The sequence below is a fragment of the Pseudomonas sp. genome (assembly GCF_017744435.1).
GTDB lineage: Bacteria > Pseudomonadota > Gammaproteobacteria > Pseudomonadales > Pseudomonadaceae > Aquipseudomonas.
Genome location: NZ_JAGIBG010000025.1, coordinates 60399 through 78000 on the forward strand (window position 1 = coordinate 60399; position 17602 = coordinate 78000).

Below are 17602 nucleotides of genomic sequence, written 5' to 3' on the forward strand. Positions count from 1 at the left end.
CGGCCGTCAGATATGCAGGATGAATTCGCGAACCAGCTTGCTGCCGAAATAGGCCAGCATCAGCAGGCAGAAACCGGCCAGGGTCCAGCGGATCGCCTTGTGCCCGCGCCAGCCGAGGCGGGTGCGGCCCCACAGCAGCACGCTGAACACGATCCAGGCGATGCAGGCCAGCGAGGTCTTGTGCACCAGGTGCTGGGCGAACAGGTTCTCGAGGAACAGCCAGCCGGAAATCAGTGACAGCGAGAGCAGACACCAACCCGCCCAGAGGAAGCCGAACAGCAGGCTTTCCATGGTCTGCAGCGGCGGGAAGTTGCGGATCAGCCCGGACGGGTGCTTGTTCTTCAGCTGGCGGTCCTGCAGCAGCAACAGCAGCGACTGGAACACGGCGATGGTGAACAGGCCATAGGCCAGGATCGACAGCAGGATATGCGCGAGGATGCCCGGTTCTTCGTCGATCAGCGGCACCGTGCCGGGTGGCGCGAACTGCGCCAGCAGTGCGGTGACGGCGCCGAGCGGGAACAGCAGCACCAGCAGGTTTTCCACCGGGATGCGCAGGCAGGCCACCAGCGTCAGGGCGATGACCGCCACGGCGATCAGGCTGGCGGCGCTGAAGAAGTCCAGGCTCAGCCCCAGCGGGGTGATCAGCTGGAAGAACAGTGCGCCACCCTGGGCGACCACGGCGAGTGCGCCGAGCAGGCCAAGCAGGCGTTTGTCGGCCTTGCGGCCCTGGGCCAGGTAGGTGCCCTGATAGATGGCCGCAGCTATATATAAGCCGGCGGCGATCAGGTTGGGGATGAGGCTGGGTGAGGAAACCATAAGTCCTGGTTGCAGAGCCCTGAAAGAGACGGAGTTTGGCATAGAACGCCACCGGCCATCCAGACCGATCGGCAGCGAGGTGTGCGCCGCCGTCGCACTTCGTTATAATCGCCGCCTTGCTGTGCCTGGCGGGTGTGCATTTCCCCCGCAGGCGCCTGACAAACCTCGGCTTTTACTGGGCCTGAAAGGATCACCATGTTCGAAAACCTGACCGACCGCCTGTCACAGACGCTGCGCCATGTCACCGGCAAGGCCAAGCTGACTGAAGACAACATCAAGGACACGTTGCGCGAAGTGCGCATGGCCCTGCTCGAGGCCGACGTTGCCCTGCCGGTGGTCAAGGATTTCGTCTACAGCGTCAAGGAACGTGCGGTCGGCACCGAGGTTTCGCGCAGCCTGACCCCGGGCCAGGCGTTCGTGAAGATCGTCCAGGCCGAGCTGGAAAGCCTGATGGGCGCGGCCAACGAAGACCTCGCCCTGAACGCGGCACCTCCGGCCGTGGTGCTGATGGCCGGCCTGCAGGGCGCCGGTAAGACCACCACCGCCGGCAAGCTGGCGCGCTTCCTCAAGGAGCGCAAGAAGAAGAGCGTGATGGTGGTGTCCGCCGACGTCTATCGCCCGGCGGCGATCAAGCAGCTGGAAACCCTGGCCAACGACATCGGCGTGACCTTCTTCCCGTCCGACATCAGCCAGAAGCCGGTGGCCATCGCCGAAGCGGCGATACGCGAAGCCAAGCTCAAGTTCATCGACGTGGTCATCGTCGACACCGCCGGTCGCCTGCACATCGACGCCGACATGATGGACGAGATCAAGGCCCTGCACGCCGCAGTCAAGCCGATCGAGACCCTGTTCGTGGTCGACGCCATGACCGGCCAGGACGCCGCCAACACCGCCAAGGCGTTCGGTGAAGCGCTGCCGCTGACCGGTGTGGTACTGACCAAGGTCGACGGTGACGCCCGTGGCGGTGCAGCACTGTCGGTGCGCGCCATCACTGGCAAGCCGATCAAGTTCATCGGTATGGGCGAGAAGACCGAAGCCCTCGAACCCTTCCACCCGGACCGTGTTGCGTCGCGCATCCTCGGCATGGGCGACGTGCTCAGCCTGATCGAGCAGGCCGAGCAGACCATCGACAAGGCCAAGGCCGACAAGCTGGCCAAGAAGCTGAAGAAGGGCAAGGGCTTCGACCTCGAAGACTTCCGCGACCAGCTGCAGCAGATGAAGAACATGGGCGGCCTGGGCGGCCTGATGGACAAGCTGCCGAGCATCGGCGGGGTCAACCTGTCGCAGATGGGCAACGCCCAGGGCGCGGCCGAGAAGCAGTTCAAGCAGATGGAAGCGATCATCAACTCGATGACCCCGGCTGAGCGTCGCGACCCTGACCTGATCAGCGGTTCGCGCAAGCGCCGCATCGCCCTCGGCTCCGGCACCCAGGTGCAGGACATCGGCCGGCTGATCAAGCAGCACAAGCAGATGCAGAAGATGATGAAGAAATTCTCCGCCAAGGGCGGCATGGCCAAGATGATGCGCGGCCTGGGCGGGATGCTGCCAGGCGGCGGCATGCCGAAGCTGTAACCCCTATTTTGGGTGCTTGCCTTTATCGAGGTGGGCGCCCGGAACCCCCGCTACGGCGGGGCAACGGCCGCGGATTTCGTGGCTTAACCGGCAAATCTGGACGGTAGGGCAGGGCTCTGCCGAAAAAGGCATTTGCAAATGTCCGTGTATTCCCCGAGAATATGCGGCCTTTTGGGCACCCGTGTGCCTATTTGGCATTCAGATTTGCAGCACCGACTATAGGAACAATGTTCACATGGTAACCATTCGTCTTGCCCGTGGCGGCTCGAAAAAGCGCCCATTCTACCACCTGACCGTGACCAACTCGCGTAACGCCCGTGACGGCCGTTTCGTTGAGCGCGTAGGCTTCTTCAACCCGATCGCATCGGGCGCCGAAGTCAAGCTGTCGGTCAACCAAGAGCGCGTTTCCTACTGGCTGAGCCAGGGCGCACAGCCGTCTGAGCGCGTTGCTCAGCTGCTGAAGGACGCTGCCAAGGCTGCCGCCTAAACAGTATGAACGCGACGCCAGAAAAGGCTGACGACCTCATCGTCGTTGGCAAGATTTTTTCGGTTCACGGCGTTCGCGGCGAGGTGAAGGTGTATTCCTTTACCGATCCGATTGAAAACCTGTTGGATTATCCGCGCTGGACGCTTCGGCACGAAGGCAAGGTAAAGCAGGTCGAGCTGGTCAGCGGTCGTGGCTCCCAAAAGGGCCTGGTCGTGAAACTGAAAGGCCTCGATGATCGCGATGAAGCCCGTCTTCTGAGCGGTTACGAAATCTGCATCCCGCGGAGCCTTTTGCCCAACCTGGCTGCCGACGAGTACTACTGGTACCAGTTGGTGGGTCTGAAGGTCATCAACCAGGACGAACAACTGTTCGGCAAGGTCGATCACCTGTTGGAGACCGGTGCGAACGATGTAATGGTGGTCAAGCCCTGCGCAGGCAGCCTGGATGATCGCGAGCGTCTGTTGCCCTATACGGCGCAATGCGTGCTCGATATCGACCTGGAAGCAGGCGTGATGCGGGTTGAATGGGACGCGGACTTCTAAACGATGGGTAACCTTCGCGTAGACGTCATCACGCTGTTCCCCGAGATGTTCTCGGCCATCACAGAGTACGGCATTACCAGCCGCGCGGTGAAACAGGGGTTGCTTCAGGTGACTTGCTGGAACCCGCGGGACTACACCACAGATCGTCACCATACGGTAGATGATCGGCCGTTTGGCGGTGGTCCGGGCATGGTGATGAAAATCAAGCCTCTGGAAGACGCCCTGGTTAGCGCCAGGCAAGCGACCGGAGCAGCGGCGAAGGTGATCTACCTTTCGCCACAAGGCCGCAAGCTGACTCAGCAGGCGGTCAAAGGCCTGGCCGAACAGGAATCGTTGATCCTGATCGCCGGTCGTTATGAAGGCATCGACGAGCGCTTTATCGAGGCTCATGTCGATGAGGAGTGGTCGATTGGTGACTATGTGCTTTCCGGTGGCGAGCTGCCGGCCATGGTACTGATCGATGCGGTTACGCGGCTGCTGCCCGGAGCTTTAGGGCATGTGGACTCGGCGGAGGAAGACTCTTTCACCGACGGTCTGCTGGATTGCCCGCACTACACCCGACCTGAGGTGTATGCGGATCAGCGTGTTCCCGACGTGTTGCTAAGTGGCAACCATGCACATATCCGGCGATGGCGGATGAAGCAGTCCCTTGGTAGGACCTTCGAACAACGCGCCGATCTTCTGGAAAGTCGCTCGCTTTCTGGAGAAGAGAAGAAGCTGCTCGAGGAATATCTCCGCGAGCGGGACGATAGTTAAACGTATCGATGGTGGATCAAGTATCCATCTTAGGAGCACAGCATGACCAACAAGATCATCCAGCAGCTCGAAGCCGAGCAGATGAGCAAGGAAATCCCGACCTTCGCACCAGGCGACACCATCGTCGTCCAGGTTAAAGTGAAGGAAGGTGATCGTTCCCGTCTGCAGGCGTTCGAAGGCGTTGTCATCGCCAAGCGTAACCGCGGTCTGAACAGCGCCTTCACCGTGCGCAAGATCTCCAGCGGCGTAGGCGTTGAGCGTACCTTCCAGACCTACAGCCCGCAGATCGACAGCCTGGCCGTGAAACGTCGTGGTGACGTGCGTAAAGCCAAGCTGTACTACCTGCGCGACCTGTCCGGCAAAGCCGCTCGCATCAAGGAAAAACTGTCCTGAGTGCAGTTTGCCCGGTGGCCAAGGCCGCCTAGCGAGAAAAAAGCAGCCTTCGGGCTGCTTTTTTGCTTTCTGAAACCTGTGAAAAGTGACGGATATGACCAGCCGAGATCAGGAAATCCAGCGCCGCACCGAGCTGTCGGTGACCCGCGTGACCAAAGCGGTGTTCCCCAACACCACCAACCACCACAACACCCTGTTCGGCGGCACCGCGTTGGCCTGGATGGACGAAGTGTCGTTCATTGCCGCCACACGCTTCTGCCGGCTGCCGCTGGTGACCGTGTCCACCGACCGCATCGACTTCAAGCACCCGATCCCGGCAGGCTCGATCGTCGAACTGGTGGGTACGGTGGTCAAGGTCGGCAACACCAGCCTGCAGGTGCAGGTGGATGTGTTCGTCGAGAACATGTACCTGGATGGCCGCGAGCGGGCGATCCACGGGGTGTTCAGCTTTGTCGCCATCGACGAGGACAAGCGCCCGGTGCCGGTACTGCCCGGCAATTGACCCTCACGGGTCGGCCAGCGCCTTGTCGGTTGCTGCCTGCGGCGTTTGCGGTTCCGGGTCGATCAGTGACACCAGCGTCCAGCCTGACTGGGGGGGGAGCGCGGCGTCCGGGCAGGCGACATGCACCCAGCCGTGGGGATCGCGGGCGAACAGCAAGGTCGCACGGTCGCCATGCAGCTCCAGGTACTGCTGCCAGCCGAAGGCTTCGGTGAGCGTGGTGCTGAACATTTCGCCCCCCGCAAGCAGGCGGTTGGCCAGTTGCAGATAGGTCATGGGGCTTGAACCCAGCAACTGCCCCCGGTGTTCTTCGCTGGCCCGATGCTTGTCACTGCGCCGGTTCTCCAGCCCGCTGGCCAGCACGAACAGCCGCTTGTGGCCGAAATCATGGCGAAACCGTGCGCACGCCAGTGCATTGAGTTCGCCGGCGGGCGAGAGCCCCAGCAGATGGCCTAGGCCCACCAGGTCCAGATGCGCGTCGGCGTGCTGCGACGCCGGGTTGCCAAAGTAGGTTGGCAGGCCATCCATGCGCGCGGCCCGGATGTTCTCCCAGCTCGAATCGGTCAGCAGGACGCGGCAGCCGAGCTGCTGCAAGGCTTTGGCCAGCGCGCGCGCTGGCGGGTTGGCGCCCACCAGCAGAAAGCCGCTGGGCGCAGGCTCTGCAATCTTGAGCAAGCGCGCCAGTGGGCGGGCAGTAGCGCTCTGCAGTACGACCGTACCGATGATCACGGCGAAGGTCAGCGGCACCAGCAACAAGGCCGAAGAGTGACCTGCCTGGTCCAGGCGGATGGCAAACACCGCCGACACCGCAGCGGCGACGATGCCGCGCGGTGCTATCCAGGCCAGCAGGGCGCGTTCGCGCCAGTTCAACGCAGAGCCGGCAGTGGACACCAGCACATTCAGCGGCCTTGCCAGCAACTGAATCACCAACAGCAAGGCGAGCACCGCCGGGCCCAGGGACAGCAGGGCATGCAGGTCGAGGCGGGCGGCGAGCAGGATGAACAGCCCGGAAATCAACAGGACGCTGAGGTTCTCCTTGAAGTGCAGGATCTGCCGCACATCGACCCCGCGCATGTTGGCCAGCCACATGCCCATCACCGTCACCGCCAGCAGCCCGGACTCGTGGACGATCAGGTTGGCAGCTATGAAGATGCCCAGCACCGCAGCCAGGGACGCCAGGTTGTGCAGGTATTCCGGGAGCCACTGCTCGCGCATCACCTGCCCCAGCAGCCAGCCACCGGCTGCACCCAGTGCGCAACCGCACAGGATCACTGCGGCGAAGGTGATCAGGCTCTGGCTCAGGCCGTCGCCGCTGGCGATGATGAAGCTGTAGACCACCACGGCCAGCAGTGCGCCGATCGGGTCGATGACGATGCCTTCCCAGCGCAGGATGTTGGCGATCGTCGCATTCGGCCGGACCACGCGCAGCATGGGCACGATCACCGTGGGCCCGGTCACCAGGGTCAGGGCGCCGAACAGGATTGCCAGGGGCCATTCGAACGCCAGCAGCCAGTGGGTGGCCAGGGCGATCACCAGCCAGGTGGTCAGCGCCCCGAGCGTGACCAGGCGATGCACCACGCTGCCGATCTCCCGCCACTGCGAGATATGCAGGGTCAGGCTGCCTTCGAACAGGATCAATGCCACGGCCAGCGACACCAGGGGCATCAGCAGCGGGCCGAACAGCGCTTCGGGCGACAGCCAGCCAAGCACGGGGCCGGCGCCGATCCCGCACAGCAGCAGGAACAGGATGGCGGGCAGTTTCAGGCGCCAGGCCAGCCACTGGCAGGCAAGCGCAGCCGCACCGATGCCGCCCACGCTCAGAAGGATCTGCTGTTCGCTCATGCGGGCTCCCTATGCCGGCGTTGTTATGAAAGACTAAGCGCCATTTCGTCGTTTGCCACCGAGTTTTCATGCCTGCCCTCGACCACCCCCTGATCGACCAGTTCCTCGACGCCCTGTGGCTTGAGAAAGGCCTGTCAGACAACACCCGTGTCTCCTATCGCAGTGACCTGGCGCTGTTCAACGGCTGGTTGCAGGAGCATTCGGTGAGTTTGCCGGACGCCGGTCGCGAACTGATCCTGGATCACCTGGCCTGGCGTCTCGACCAGGGCTACAAGCCACGTTCCACTGCGCGCTTTCTTTCCGGCCTGCGCGGCTTCTTCCGTTACCTGCTGCGGGAAAAACTGGTCGCTGTCGACCCGACCCTACAGGTCGATATGCCGCAATTGGGTCGGCCTTTGCCCAAATCCCTGTCGGAGGCCGACGTCGAAGCGCTGCTGCAGGCGCCGGACCTGGGCGAAGCCATCGGCCAGCGCGACCGCGCCATGCTCGAAGTGCTTTACGCCTGTGGCTTGCGCGTGACCGAACTGGTCAGCCTGACCCTCGACCAGGTCAACCTGCGCCAGGGCGTGCTGCGGGTGATGGGCAAGGGCAGCAAGGAGCGCCTGGTGCCGATGGGTGAGGAGGCGGTGGTGTGGCTGGAGCGCTACCTGCGTGACGGCCGCGCCGAACTGCTCAATGGCCGCCCCAGCGATGTGCTGTTCCCCAGCCAGCGCGGCGAGCAGATGACTCGCCAGACATTCTGGCACCGCATCAAGCACCAGGCGCGGGTGGCCTGTATCGACAAGCCGCTGTCGCCGCATACCCTGCGCCACGCCTTTGCCACGCACCTGCTCAACCACGGCGCCGACTTGCGCGTGGTGCAGATGCTGCTGGGCCACAGCGACCTGTCGACCACGCAGATCTACACCCACGTGGCCAAGGCGCGCCTTCAGCAATTGCACGCCCAGCACCATCCGCGTGGATGAATGTTTTTCATGTTCCGCCGACTGGTCCTTGCAGGCCCCTTCATCAGCAGCGTGATGTGGTAGGCTTGGGCGGTTTGCATCAAAGGCCGCACGGTCGCCGCGATTTTTTTGCAGGTGACGTCCCCCGGCCCCTGTCCGCCTCCAGGAGTTCCCCATGCGCGTGACCCAGATTTTCGCCGCCGCCGTTTTGGCGCTGGCCAGTACCTTTGCCGTTGCCGCGGCTGACAGCAATGCCAGCGCCGAGCAGGCCATCCGCAAGTCGTTGCAGAACCTCGAACTTGAAGTGCCGGTGGAAAGCGTCGGCAGCAGCCCGCTCAATGGCCTCTATGAAGTCAAGCTGCAGGGCGGTCGTGTGCTGTATGCCAGTGCCGATGGCCAGTACGTCATGCAGGGCTACCTGTACCAGCTGAAAGATGGCAAGCCGGTCAACCTGACCGAGAAAACCGAGCGTCAGGGCGTCGCCAAGCTGATCAACGGCATTCCAGCCGCCGAGACCGTTGTTTATCCTGCCAAGGGCGAGACCAAGTCGCACATCACCGTCTTCACCGACACCACCTGCCCGTACTGCCACAAACTGCACGCCGAAGTGCCGGAGCTCAACCGCCGCGGTATCGAAGTGCGCTATGTCGCCTTCCCGCGCCAGGGCCTCGGTTCGCCAGGTGACGAGCAGCTGCAGGCCGTCTGGTGCTCCAGCGACCGCCGCGCGGCGATGGACAAGATGGTCGAAGGCAAGGAAATCAAGGCCGCCAAGTGCGCCAACCCGGTCGGCAAGCAGTTCCAACTGGGCCAGCAGATCGGCGTCAATGGCACGCCGGCCATCGTGCTCGAGAACGGCCATGTGATTCCGGGTTACCAGCCGGCACCGCAAGTGGCCAAACTGGCCCTGGATGGCCAGCAGCAGGCCGCCAAGTAATCAATTCAATACGCCGTCGTCATGGGGTGACGGCATGTTTCACGGTCGGTGAAGGCGCCGGCCGTTCAATGGGGAGTTCACAGTGAAACCGGTCAAAGTAGGCATCTGTGGGTTGGGGACCGTCGGTGGCGGAACCTTCAATGTACTTCAGCGCAACGCCGAGGAGATTGCCCGCCGTGCCGGGCGCGGTATTGAAGTGGCACAGATTGCCATGCGCTCGCAGAACCCGAACTGCCAGATTACCGGTACCCCCATTACCGCTGACGTATTCGAAGTTGCGAGCAACCCGGAAATCGACATTGTCATCGAGTTGATCGGTGGCTACACCGTGGCGCGTGACCTGGTGCTCAAGGCGATCGAGAACGGCAAGCACGTGGTGACCGCCAACAAGGCGCTGATTGCCGTGCACGGTAACGAGATCTTCGCCAAGGCCCGCGAGAAGGGCGTCATCGTTGCCTTCGAGGCCGCAGTGGCCGGCGGTATCCCGGTGATCAAGGCGATCCGTGAAGGCCTGTCGGCTAACCGCATCAACTGGCTGGCCGGCATCATCAACGGCACCGGCAACTTCATCCTCACCGAAATGCGCGAGAAAGGCCGCGCCTTCCCCGACGTGCTGGCCGAAGCCCAGGCGCTGGGCTATGCCGAGGCCGACCCGACCTTCGACGTCGAAGGCATCGATGCCGCGCACAAGCTGACCATCCTGGCGTCCATCGCCTTTGGTATCCCGCTGCAGTTCGACAAGGCCTACACCGAAGGCATCACCCAGCTGACCACCGCTGACGTGAACTACGCCGAAGCGCTGGGCTACCGCATCAAGCACCTGGGTGTGGCCCGCCGCACTGCCGACGGCATCGAGCTGCGCGTGCACCCGACGCTGATCCCGGCCGACCGCCTGATCGCCAACGTCAATGGCGTGATGAACGCGGTCATGGTCAATGGCGACGCCGCCGGTTCCACCCTCTACTACGGTGCAGGCGCCGGCATGGAGCCGACCGCTTCGTCGGTGGTGGGTGACCTGGTCGACGTGGTCCGTGCCATGACCTCCGACCCGGAAAACCGCGTGCCGCACCTGGCCTTCCAGCCGGACTCGCTGTCGGCCCACCCGATCCTGCCGATCGAAGCCTGCGAAAGCGCCTATTACCTGCGCATCCAGGCCAAGGACCACCCGGGCGTGCTGGCCCAGGTGGCGAGCATCCTGTCGGTGCGCGGCATCAACATCGAGTCGATCATGCAGAAGGAAGCCGAGGAGCAGGACGGCCTGGTGCCGATGATCCTGCTGACCCACGGTGTGGTCGAACAGCGCATCAACGACGCCATCGTCGCCCTGGAAGCCCTGCAGGACGTGGTCGGCAAGGTCGTGCGCATCCGCGTCGAACAGCTGAATTAATTTGCCAATCGGGCCGCTCGCGCGGCCCTAGCATTGAAGGTTTGCACCCATGCGCTATATCAGTACCCGCGGCCAGGCTCCTGCCCTGAATTTCGAAGACGTGCTGCTGGCTGGCCTGGCCAGCGACGGCGGCCTGTACGTCCCTGAAAACCTGCCTCGCTTTACCCAGGAAGAAATCGCCTCCTGGGCCGGCCTGCCGTACCACGAGCTGGCCTTCCGGGTGATGCGCCCGTTCGTCGAAGGCAGCATCGCTGACGCCGACTTCAAGAAGATCCTCGAAGAAACCTACGGCGAGTTCGCCCACGCCGCTGTTGCCCCGCTGCGCCAGCTGAACAGCAACGAGTGGGTGCTGGAGCTGTTCCACGGCCCGACCCTGGCCTTCAAGGACTTCGCCCTGCAACTGCTCGGTCGTCTGCTCGACCACGTGCTGGCCAAGCGCAACGAGCGCGTGGTGATCATCGGTGCCACCAGCGGTGACACCGGCTCCGCCGCCATCGAAGGCTGCCGCAGCTGCGAAAACGTCGATATCTTCATCCTGCACCCGCACCAGCGTGTGTCGGAAGTGCAGCGCCGGCAGATGACCACGCTGTTCGGCGACAACGTCCATAACATCGCCATCGAAGGCAACTTCGATGACTGCCAGGAAATGGTCAAGGCCAGCTTCGCCGACCAGTCGTTCCTCAAGGGCACCCGCCTGGTTGCGGTCAACTCGATCAACTGGGCGCGGATCATGGCCCAGATCGTCTACTACTTCCACGCGGCCCTGCAGCTGGGCGGCCCGGCCCGTTCGGTGGCGTTCTCGGTACCGACCGGCAACTTCGGCGACATCTTCGCCGGTTACCTGGCGCGCAACATGGGCCTGCCGGTCAGCCAGCTGATCGTCGCCACCAACCGCAACGACATCCTGCACCGCTTCATGAGCGGCAACCAGTACGTCAAGGAAACCCTGCACGCGACCCTGTCGCCGTCCATGGACATCATGGTGTCGTCCAACTTCGAGCGCCTGCTGTTCGACCTGCACGGCCGCAACGGCGCCGCGCTGGCCGAGCTGATGGCGACCTTCAAGCAGGGTGGCGGCTTCAGCGTCGAGCAGGACCGCTGGACCGAAGCGCGCAAGCTGTTCGATTCGCTGGCGGTCAGCGACGAGCAGACCTGCGAGACCATCGCCGAGGTGTTTGCTGCCACCGGTGAAGTGCTCGACCCGCACACCGCGATCGGCGTCAAGGCCGCCCGCGAATGCCGCCGCAGCCTGGACACGCCGATGGTGGTACTGGGTACCGCGCATCCGGTCAAGTTCCCGGACGCGGTGGAGAAGGCCGGTGTCGGCAAGGCACTGGAGCTGCCGGCGCACCTGAGCGACCTGTTCAGCCGTGAAGAGCGTTGCACCGTGCTGGCCAATGACCTGAAGGCCGTTCAAGCCTTTGTCAGCCAGCATGGTAATCGCGGCAAGCCTCTGTAATTGCATTGGCATCTGGGGCTGCAATGCAGCCCCAGATTTCAGAGTCGTCCTATACCTTTCTCGGAATTGTCCTATGTAAGGCTTTGGAGGCCTTGCCTAGAGTGACCGGTCCTTCCCCCAAGGAGCGGCACATGCGACAGCCCTACGTGTTGATCCACCCAGCACGCCCATCCCACCAGATCCTCCTGCACCAGGCCTGCAACGCCCAGGGCCTGTTCAACGTGCGCGTCACCCATGACCTGGCCGACCTCGACACCTGCCTGGCCCGTGAACCGCATGCTGACCTGCTGATCCTCGAGCACGCCGTGAGCGATGGCCTGGCCCTGCTCGAACGGGCCTGTTGCACACGTGCCGTGCTGTTCGTCGGCCATGCCAGCACAGGCAGCCCGAACCTTGCCCATGAAGCCCGGCGCCAAGGCCTGTGGGTCCTTGCCGACCTACCTTGGCCCCTGCCGGTCGGGCGCTGGCAGCAAGCTCTGCAACGTATTCAAACTGTCACGTCGCCCACGCATGCTCACTAGCACAGCCGTGGCGTAGCGAACTTTTCGCCGCGCTTGCTGGTCAGTTCCTTCATGTCCCATTACAAGCGAGTGATCCGGATGGAAAGAATCTGCAGACTGCTCAACGACGCCCTTACCCCCTACCAGGCCAGGCTAGATGCCACGGATGCCAGCGGTAACCGCCAATTGACCGTGTTCGACAGCCTCGGCGGCACGGCCTTGCGCCGTACGGTCAGCCAGCGCCAGTTGCAGGAGCAAAGCCTGTTGATCGACCTGGTAGACGGCCTGCACCGTGACCTGCAGATTGTCGAAGGGCGTTTGCAGCCCTGTGTGATCGCGGCATTGCAACAGCGCCAGCAGCCGCGGGGAACCTTTGGCCTGAGAGGCCTATCCTAATCAACAAGGGCAGCCGGCCAGTGCACAGCTCCGGTACTGGCAGGTTGTCGCGGGAAGTCCATGAGGGCTTTCGATTGGCCCCGGGCGTCTTCCCCAGCGTCCGGGGTTTCTTTTGTGCGCTGCCTAGCGGTTTTCGAAGAAGTGCTTGCTCTCTTCCAGGTAGGTTGTGCGCAGCTCGGGGTCAAGCCAGTGAGCATAGAGGGCGGGCAGGGTATTCAGGCGCAGGGCCGGTAGCAACCGGTCGATGTGGCTGATGGCGGCGCGGCCCAGTGGCGTGTCCGAGCAGCCTACGTGCAGGAACTGGTAGCGGTTCACGCCCTGGATCGGATGGAACTGATAATCTGCCGGCGAGCCGCCATGCTGCTGAATCAGGTAGCGCACTTCAGGCCAGTAGCCCAGCACCAGTTGCAGACGCCCGAGCTGTTGCATCTGCAGCAGGTTGGCGGTGGCATCGTTGCCGTAGTGGCGGCTGAACGCCGAATCGGGCAACTGGCGCAGGATCTCGTCGACCTGGCTGCTGTAGCTGCGCTCGGCGACGATGCCCAGCTTCAGCCGGGTATTGCCGAGCAGGCCTTTGAGGTCGACCTGCTGGCCGTCGAGGTAGGGCGCCAGCATAGCCTGCCCGGTCTTGCGCACCACCACACCGCTGCTCAGCACGCCGAGCGTCGGTTGCGAGAAGTACACGAACTTTGCACGCTCGGCAGTCCACAGCAGGGTCGGATCGCAGGTAAAGCTGGTCGGGTCCTGGAGCATCTGAATGCCGCGTGCACGGTTGACCCGGACGATGCTGTGCTCGTACTCGGGCATTTGCTCGATCAGCAGCGGCAGCATCTGGTCGATCACCCCCTGGCCTTTCTCCGTACCTTCGAACACGGTGAAAGGCGGCAGGTCGCGCACCAGCCACAGCAGGCGCTCCTTGGCCTGCGCCGGAGCCATCAGCAGGGCAAGCAGCAGCGCGCAGTACAGGGCCAGAGAGCGCATCAGCAGCAGCCTCAGACTGTGCCTGCCTGGCGCAGGCTGGCGATCGCCGCCTGGTCATAGCCCAGGGAAGTCAGCACGCTATCGGTATGTTCACCCAGCGTCGGGCCAACCCATTCGGCAGAACCTGGGGTATCCGAGAGCTTGGGGACGATGCCCGGCATCTTGAACGGCTTGCCGTCCGGCAGGCGCGCCTGCAGGAACATCTCGCGGGCCAGGTACTGCGGGTCGCTGAACATGTCCTCGGCCGAGTAGATCCGGCTGGCCGGCACTTCGGCGTCGGTGAGCACCTGTATCAACTGGTCCAGCGGCAGGCTGTTGGCCCAGCGGTCGATCACCCCGTACAGCTCGTCGCGCCGGGCATCGCGGCCATCATTGCTGGCCAGGCTTGGGTCGTCGGCCAGGTCGGTGCGGCCGATGGCCTGCATGAAGCGCTTGAAGATGGCGTCACCGTTGGCGCCGATCTGCACATGCTTGCCGTCGGCGCTGGTGTGGATGGAGGAGGGTGTGATACCCGGCATGATGTTGCCGGTACGCTCGCGGATGAAACCGAACACGTCGAACTCAGGGACCATGCTTTCCATCATGGCGAAGATCGCCTCGTACAGCGCCACGTCCACCACCTGGCCCTGGCCGCCGTTGACTTCGCGATGACGCAGCGCCATCAGCGCACCAATCACGCCCCACAGCGCCGCGATCGAATCACCGATGGAAATCCCGGTGCGCACAGGCGGGCGGTCGTCGAAGCCGGTGATGTAACGCAGCCCGCCCATCGATTCACCGACGGCGCCGAAACCCGGCTGGTCCTTCATCGGCCCGGTCTGGCCAAAGCCGGACAGGCGCACCATCACCAGGCGCGGGTTGAGGGCGTGCAGTACGTCCCAGCCCAGGCCGAGCTTCTCCAGTACGCCGGGGCGGAAGTTCTCGATCAGGATGTCGGCCTCGCCGAGCAGGCGCTTGAGCACTTCACGGCCTTCGGGGTGCTTGAGGTTGAGCGTCAGCGACTGCTTGTTGCGCGCCTGCACGAACCACCACAGCGACGTGCCCTCGTACAGCTTGCGCCATTTGCGCAGCGGGTCGCCGCCGTCCGGCGACTCGACCTTGATCACTTCGGCGCCGAATTCGGCGCAGATCCGCGAGGCGAACGGCCCGGCGATCAGGGTGCCGAGCTCGATGACTTTCAGGCCGGCGAGGGGTTTGCTGGGCGTAGACATGAGGCATCCGTGGCAACTGGTCAGAGCCGTGGTTTTAGCATACGTGCGGGGCGGCCGATACTGCTCCGGCGCAAGCAAAGGCGGGATCGGTTAGACTAGGTGACTTTTCTCTACGCACGAAGCCCACTCGACCATGGCCCAGCCGTCCACCACCTACAAATTCGAACTGAACCTGACCGATCTTGATCGTGGCGTGTACGAAAACGTCCGCCAGACCATCGCCCGTCACCCTTCGGAAACCGAAGAACGCATGGCCGTGCGCCTGCTGGCCTATGCCCTGTGGTACAACGAGAACCTGTCGTTCGGCCGTGGTCTGTCCGATGTCGATGAAGCGGCGCTGTGGGAAAAGAGCCTGGACGACCGCATCCTGCACTGGATCGAAGTTGGCCAGCCGGACGCCGATCGCCTGACCTGGTGCTCGCGCCGCACCGAGCGCACCAGCCTGCTCGCCTACGGCAGCCTGCGGGTGTGGGAAGGCAAGGTCGTGAGCGCGGTCAAGGGTCTGAAGAACCTGAGCATCGCCGCCGTGCCGCAGGAGGTGCTGGAAGTCCTGGCCACCGACATGCCGCGCACCATCAAGTGGGATGTGATGATCAGCGAAGGCACCGTGTTCGTCACCGATGACCGTGGCCAGCACGAAGTGCAGCTGCAGTGGCTGCTCGGTGAGCGTGGCTGAAGCACTCCATGCGTATCGAACCTCGCCCGCTGCCGCCGACCCTGCCATTTCTGGGTAACCTGCCACCCTTGCTGACACGCCTGTATGCCGCCCGCGGCGTGCAATCCGAGGCCGAGCTGGACAAGAGCCTGGCGCGCCTGCTGCCTTACCAGCAGCTCAAGGGCATCGAGGCGGCGGTGGACCTGCTGGTCGAGGCCCTCGACCAGCGCCAGCGCATCCTTATCGTCGGCGATTTCGATGCCGACGGCGCCACCGCCAGCACCGTCGGCATGCTCGGCCTGCGTCTGCTGGGTGCGGCCCATGTCGATTACCTGGTGCCCAACCGCTTCGAATACGGTTACGGCCTGACGCCGGAGATCGTCCAGGTGGCGCTTGAGCGCCAGCCGGACTTGCTGGTGACCGTCGATAACGGTATCTCCAGCGTCGAAGGTGTAGCGGCGGCCAAGGCGGCCGGGCTCAAGGTGCTGGTTACCGACCACCACCTGCCTGGCCAGCAGTTGCCGGATGCCGACGCGATCGTCAACCCGAACCAGCCTGGTTGCGACTTCCCGAGCAAGTCGCTGGCCGGCGTCGGGGTGATCTTCTACGTGCTCATGGCGCTGCGTGCTCGCCTGCGCAGCCTTGGCCGTTACGAAACGCAGCCGCAGCCGAACATCGGCGAGCTGCTCGACCTGGTCGCCCTGGGCAGCGTCGCCGACGTGGTGCCGCTGGATGCCAACAACCGCATCCTCGTGCACCAGGGCCTGGAGCGTATCCGCGCCGGCCGCGCGCGGCCAGGCGTCAAGGCCATCCTGGAAGTGGCGCGGCGTGACCATCGGCGCATCACCTCCACCGACCTCGGTTTCATCCTCGGCCCACGGCTCAATGCAGCCGGGCGTCTGGACGACATGAGCCTGGGCATCGAATGCCTGCTGTGCGAAGACCAAGCCCTGGCCCAGGACATGGCCCAGCAACTGGATGACCTGAACCAGGACCGCAAGTCGATCGAGCAGGGCATGCAGCGCGAGGCGCTGGCCCAGCTCAAGGACCTGCCGGTCGAGTCCATGCCTTATGGCCTGTGCCTGTTCGATGCCGATTGGCACCAGGGCGTGATCGGGATTCTTGCTTCGCGCCTGAAGGAGCGCTACCACCGGCCGACCATCGCCTTCGCCGATGCTGGCGACGGCATGCTCAAGGGCTCGGCGCGTTCGGTGCCCGGCTTCCATATTCGCGATGCACTGGATGCGGTGGCAGCGCGCCAGCCACAGCTGATCAGCAAGTTCGGCGGGCATGCCATGGCGGCGGGGCTGTCCCTGCCCGAAAGCAACTTCCCGGCCTTTGCCGAAGCCTTCGATGAAGAAGTCCGGCGCCAGCTGCGAGAAGAGGATTTGACCGGTCGTCTGCTCTCGGACGGCAGCCTGGCCGTGGAGGAATTCCACCTCGATCTGGCCAAGGCCCTGCGCAATGCCGGGCCCTGGGGGCAGCACTTCCCCGAGCCGCTATTCCATGGGGTGTTCCAGTTGGTGGAGCAACGCGTGGTCGGTGAGCGGCACTTGAAGGTGGTGCTCAAGAGCGAGTGCGGGTCGGTGCGGCTGGATGGCATTGCCTTTGGCATCGACCGCGAGGTGTGGCCTAACCCGACGGTGCGTTGGGTCGAGCTGGCGTACAAGCTGGATGTGAACGAGTTTCGCGGTAATGAGAGTGTGCAGTTGATGATTGCCCACATGGAGCCGCGCTGACTTCACAGGCCCCATTACCGGCCAGCACGGCTCTTAGCTTTTCATGCCTAACTCGGCATCATCCATCAGTGCCTTGGCCATGGCACTCAGGTAATGGGATGCCCAGATCATCATCGGTTTTTCATCCATCAGGCCGATGATGGTCAGCTCTCTTACATAGCCCATCAACTCCGAGGCCTGCTCGCGGGCATCCCGGCAGGGAATGCCGGGTTCGATGCGGAACAGGGGATGGGTCTGGTGTTCGCCTTGGAAGAACGTGGTTTTGCCGACAGTGAATTGGGTGTTGTCTGTGGTCATCGATTCCTCTCCTGACATTTCTCGATTGCCTGTTCTGGCCTCTTCGCGGGCACGCCCGCTCCCACAGGTACTGCACGAGTTTCGAAGGCAGTGATGATCCTGTGGGAGCGGGCGTGCCCGCGAAGAGGCCAGAACAGGCAATCGAGAAATGTCAGGAGAGGAATCGATGACCACAGACAACACCCAATTCAC

General features: G+C 63.4%; 19 protein-coding genes. 14 read left to right on the forward strand and 5 right to left on the reverse strand.

Annotation, left to right across the window (positions count from 1 at the left end; genetic code table 11):
- Positions 1–6: 6 nt before the first annotated feature.
- Entirely contained in the window at positions 7–816 is an 810-nt protein-coding gene (locus J7573_RS17320; RefSeq protein ID WP_294337772.1) for an inner membrane protein YpjD, read from the reverse strand.
- A gap of 195 nt (positions 817–1011) precedes the next feature.
- Here J7573_RS17320 and ffh point away from each other — a divergent pair, with 195 nt between their 5' ends.
- The 6 genes from ffh (at position 1012) to J7573_RS17350 (ending at position 5068) form a co-directional block, all read left to right on the forward strand.
- The gene (gene ffh / locus J7573_RS17325) at positions 1012–2388 is read left to right on the forward strand and encodes a signal recognition particle protein (RefSeq protein ID WP_294337774.1); all 1377 of its coding nucleotides are present in this window, start codon (positions 1012–1014) and stop codon (positions 2386–2388) included.
- 235 nt (positions 2389–2623) lie between these two features.
- Positions 2624–2875 carry a 30S ribosomal protein S16 gene (gene rpsP, locus J7573_RS17330; RefSeq protein ID WP_027920106.1) on the forward strand — a complete coding sequence of 84 codons (252 nt, stop codon included), beginning with the start codon at positions 2624–2626 and terminating at the stop codon, positions 2873–2875.
- Positions 2876–2880: 5 nt separating this feature from the next.
- Positions 2881–3417: a ribosome maturation factor RimM gene (rimM, locus tag J7573_RS17335; RefSeq protein ID WP_294337780.1), complete on the forward strand. Its 537-nt coding sequence runs from the start codon at positions 2881–2883 to the stop codon at positions 3415–3417.
- A 3-nt stretch (positions 3418–3420) separates the two neighbouring features.
- Entirely contained in the window at positions 3421–4173 is a 753-nt protein-coding gene (gene trmD / locus J7573_RS17340) for a tRNA (guanosine(37)-N1)-methyltransferase TrmD (protein ID WP_294337781.1), read from the forward strand.
- A gap of 42 nt (positions 4174–4215) precedes the next feature.
- Positions 4216–4566 (forward strand): 50S ribosomal protein L19, encoded by a 351-nt coding sequence (gene rplS, locus J7573_RS17345; RefSeq protein WP_023629812.1) that lies wholly within the window; start codon positions 4216–4218, stop codon positions 4564–4566.
- Positions 4567–4660: 94 nt separating this feature from the next.
- Positions 4661–5068, forward strand: a complete 408-nt coding sequence (locus J7573_RS17350) for an acyl-CoA thioesterase (protein WP_103445460.1) — start codon at positions 4661–4663, stop codon at positions 5066–5068.
- Positions 5069–5071: 3 nt separating this feature from the next.
- Here the strand turns inward: J7573_RS17350 and J7573_RS17355 are convergent, their stop codons facing one another.
- The gene (locus J7573_RS17355; RefSeq protein ID WP_294337807.1) at positions 5072–6907 is read right to left on the reverse strand and encodes a sodium:proton antiporter; all 1836 of its coding nucleotides are present in this window, start codon (positions 6905–6907) and stop codon (positions 5072–5074) included.
- 68 nt (positions 6908–6975) lie between these two features.
- Between J7573_RS17355 and xerD the strand changes: the two genes are divergently transcribed.
- From xerD to J7573_RS17385, 6 genes are all read left to right on the forward strand, one after another.
- Positions 6976–7872: a site-specific tyrosine recombinase XerD gene (xerD, locus tag J7573_RS17360; protein WP_110639412.1), complete on the forward strand. Its 897-nt coding sequence runs from the start codon at positions 6976–6978 to the stop codon at positions 7870–7872.
- Positions 7873–8026: 154 nt separating this feature from the next.
- Complete coding sequence (locus J7573_RS17365; protein ID WP_294337813.1) at positions 8027–8785, forward strand: thioredoxin fold domain-containing protein; 759 nt, start codon at positions 8027–8029, stop codon at positions 8783–8785.
- Between the two features lie 82 nt (positions 8786–8867).
- A complete protein-coding gene (locus J7573_RS17370; protein ID WP_294337815.1) occupies positions 8868–10172 on the forward strand; it encodes a homoserine dehydrogenase in 1305 nt (434 codons plus the stop codon).
- A 49-nt stretch (positions 10173–10221) separates the two neighbouring features.
- Positions 10222–11631, forward strand: a complete 1410-nt coding sequence (thrC, locus tag J7573_RS17375) for a threonine synthase (protein ID WP_294337817.1) — start codon at positions 10222–10224, stop codon at positions 11629–11631.
- A 131-nt stretch (positions 11632–11762) separates the two neighbouring features.
- Positions 11763–12152 carry a histidine kinase gene (locus J7573_RS17380; protein WP_294337819.1) on the forward strand — a complete coding sequence of 130 codons (390 nt, stop codon included), beginning with the start codon at positions 11763–11765 and terminating at the stop codon, positions 12150–12152.
- A 78-nt stretch (positions 12153–12230) separates the two neighbouring features.
- Complete coding sequence (locus tag J7573_RS17385) at positions 12231–12527, forward strand: DUF3509 domain-containing protein (RefSeq protein WP_294337820.1); 297 nt, start codon at positions 12231–12233, stop codon at positions 12525–12527.
- Between the two features lie 123 nt (positions 12528–12650).
- On the opposite strand, the gene J7573_RS17390 is transcribed toward J7573_RS17385, so the two are convergent.
- Both J7573_RS17390 and J7573_RS17395 read right to left on the reverse strand, forming a co-directional pair.
- On the reverse strand, positions 12651–13508 hold the full coding sequence (locus tag J7573_RS17390; RefSeq protein WP_294337823.1) for a TIGR02285 family protein: 858 nt from the start codon (positions 13506–13508) through the stop codon (positions 12651–12653).
- An 11-nt stretch (positions 13509–13519) separates the two neighbouring features.
- On the reverse strand, positions 13520–14719 hold the full coding sequence (locus tag J7573_RS17395) for a CaiB/BaiF CoA-transferase family protein (RefSeq protein ID WP_294337825.1): 1200 nt from the start codon (positions 14717–14719) through the stop codon (positions 13520–13522).
- A 133-nt stretch (positions 14720–14852) separates the two neighbouring features.
- Between J7573_RS17395 and J7573_RS17400 the strand changes: the two genes are divergently transcribed.
- Positions 14853–15395: a YaeQ family protein gene (locus J7573_RS17400; protein ID WP_103445451.1), complete on the forward strand. Its 543-nt coding sequence runs from the start codon at positions 14853–14855 to the stop codon at positions 15393–15395.
- A gap of 8 nt (positions 15396–15403) precedes the next feature.
- Entirely contained in the window at positions 15404–17113 is a 1710-nt protein-coding gene (gene recJ, locus J7573_RS17405; protein WP_294337828.1) for a single-stranded-DNA-specific exonuclease RecJ, read from the forward strand.
- Positions 17114–17146: 33 nt separating this feature from the next.
- Here the strand turns inward: recJ and J7573_RS17410 are convergent, their stop codons facing one another.
- Positions 17147–17410 carry a DUF3077 domain-containing protein gene (locus tag J7573_RS17410; protein WP_294337831.1) on the reverse strand — a complete coding sequence of 88 codons (264 nt, stop codon included), beginning with the start codon at positions 17408–17410 and terminating at the stop codon, positions 17147–17149.
- Positions 17411–17602 lie beyond the last annotated feature (192 nt).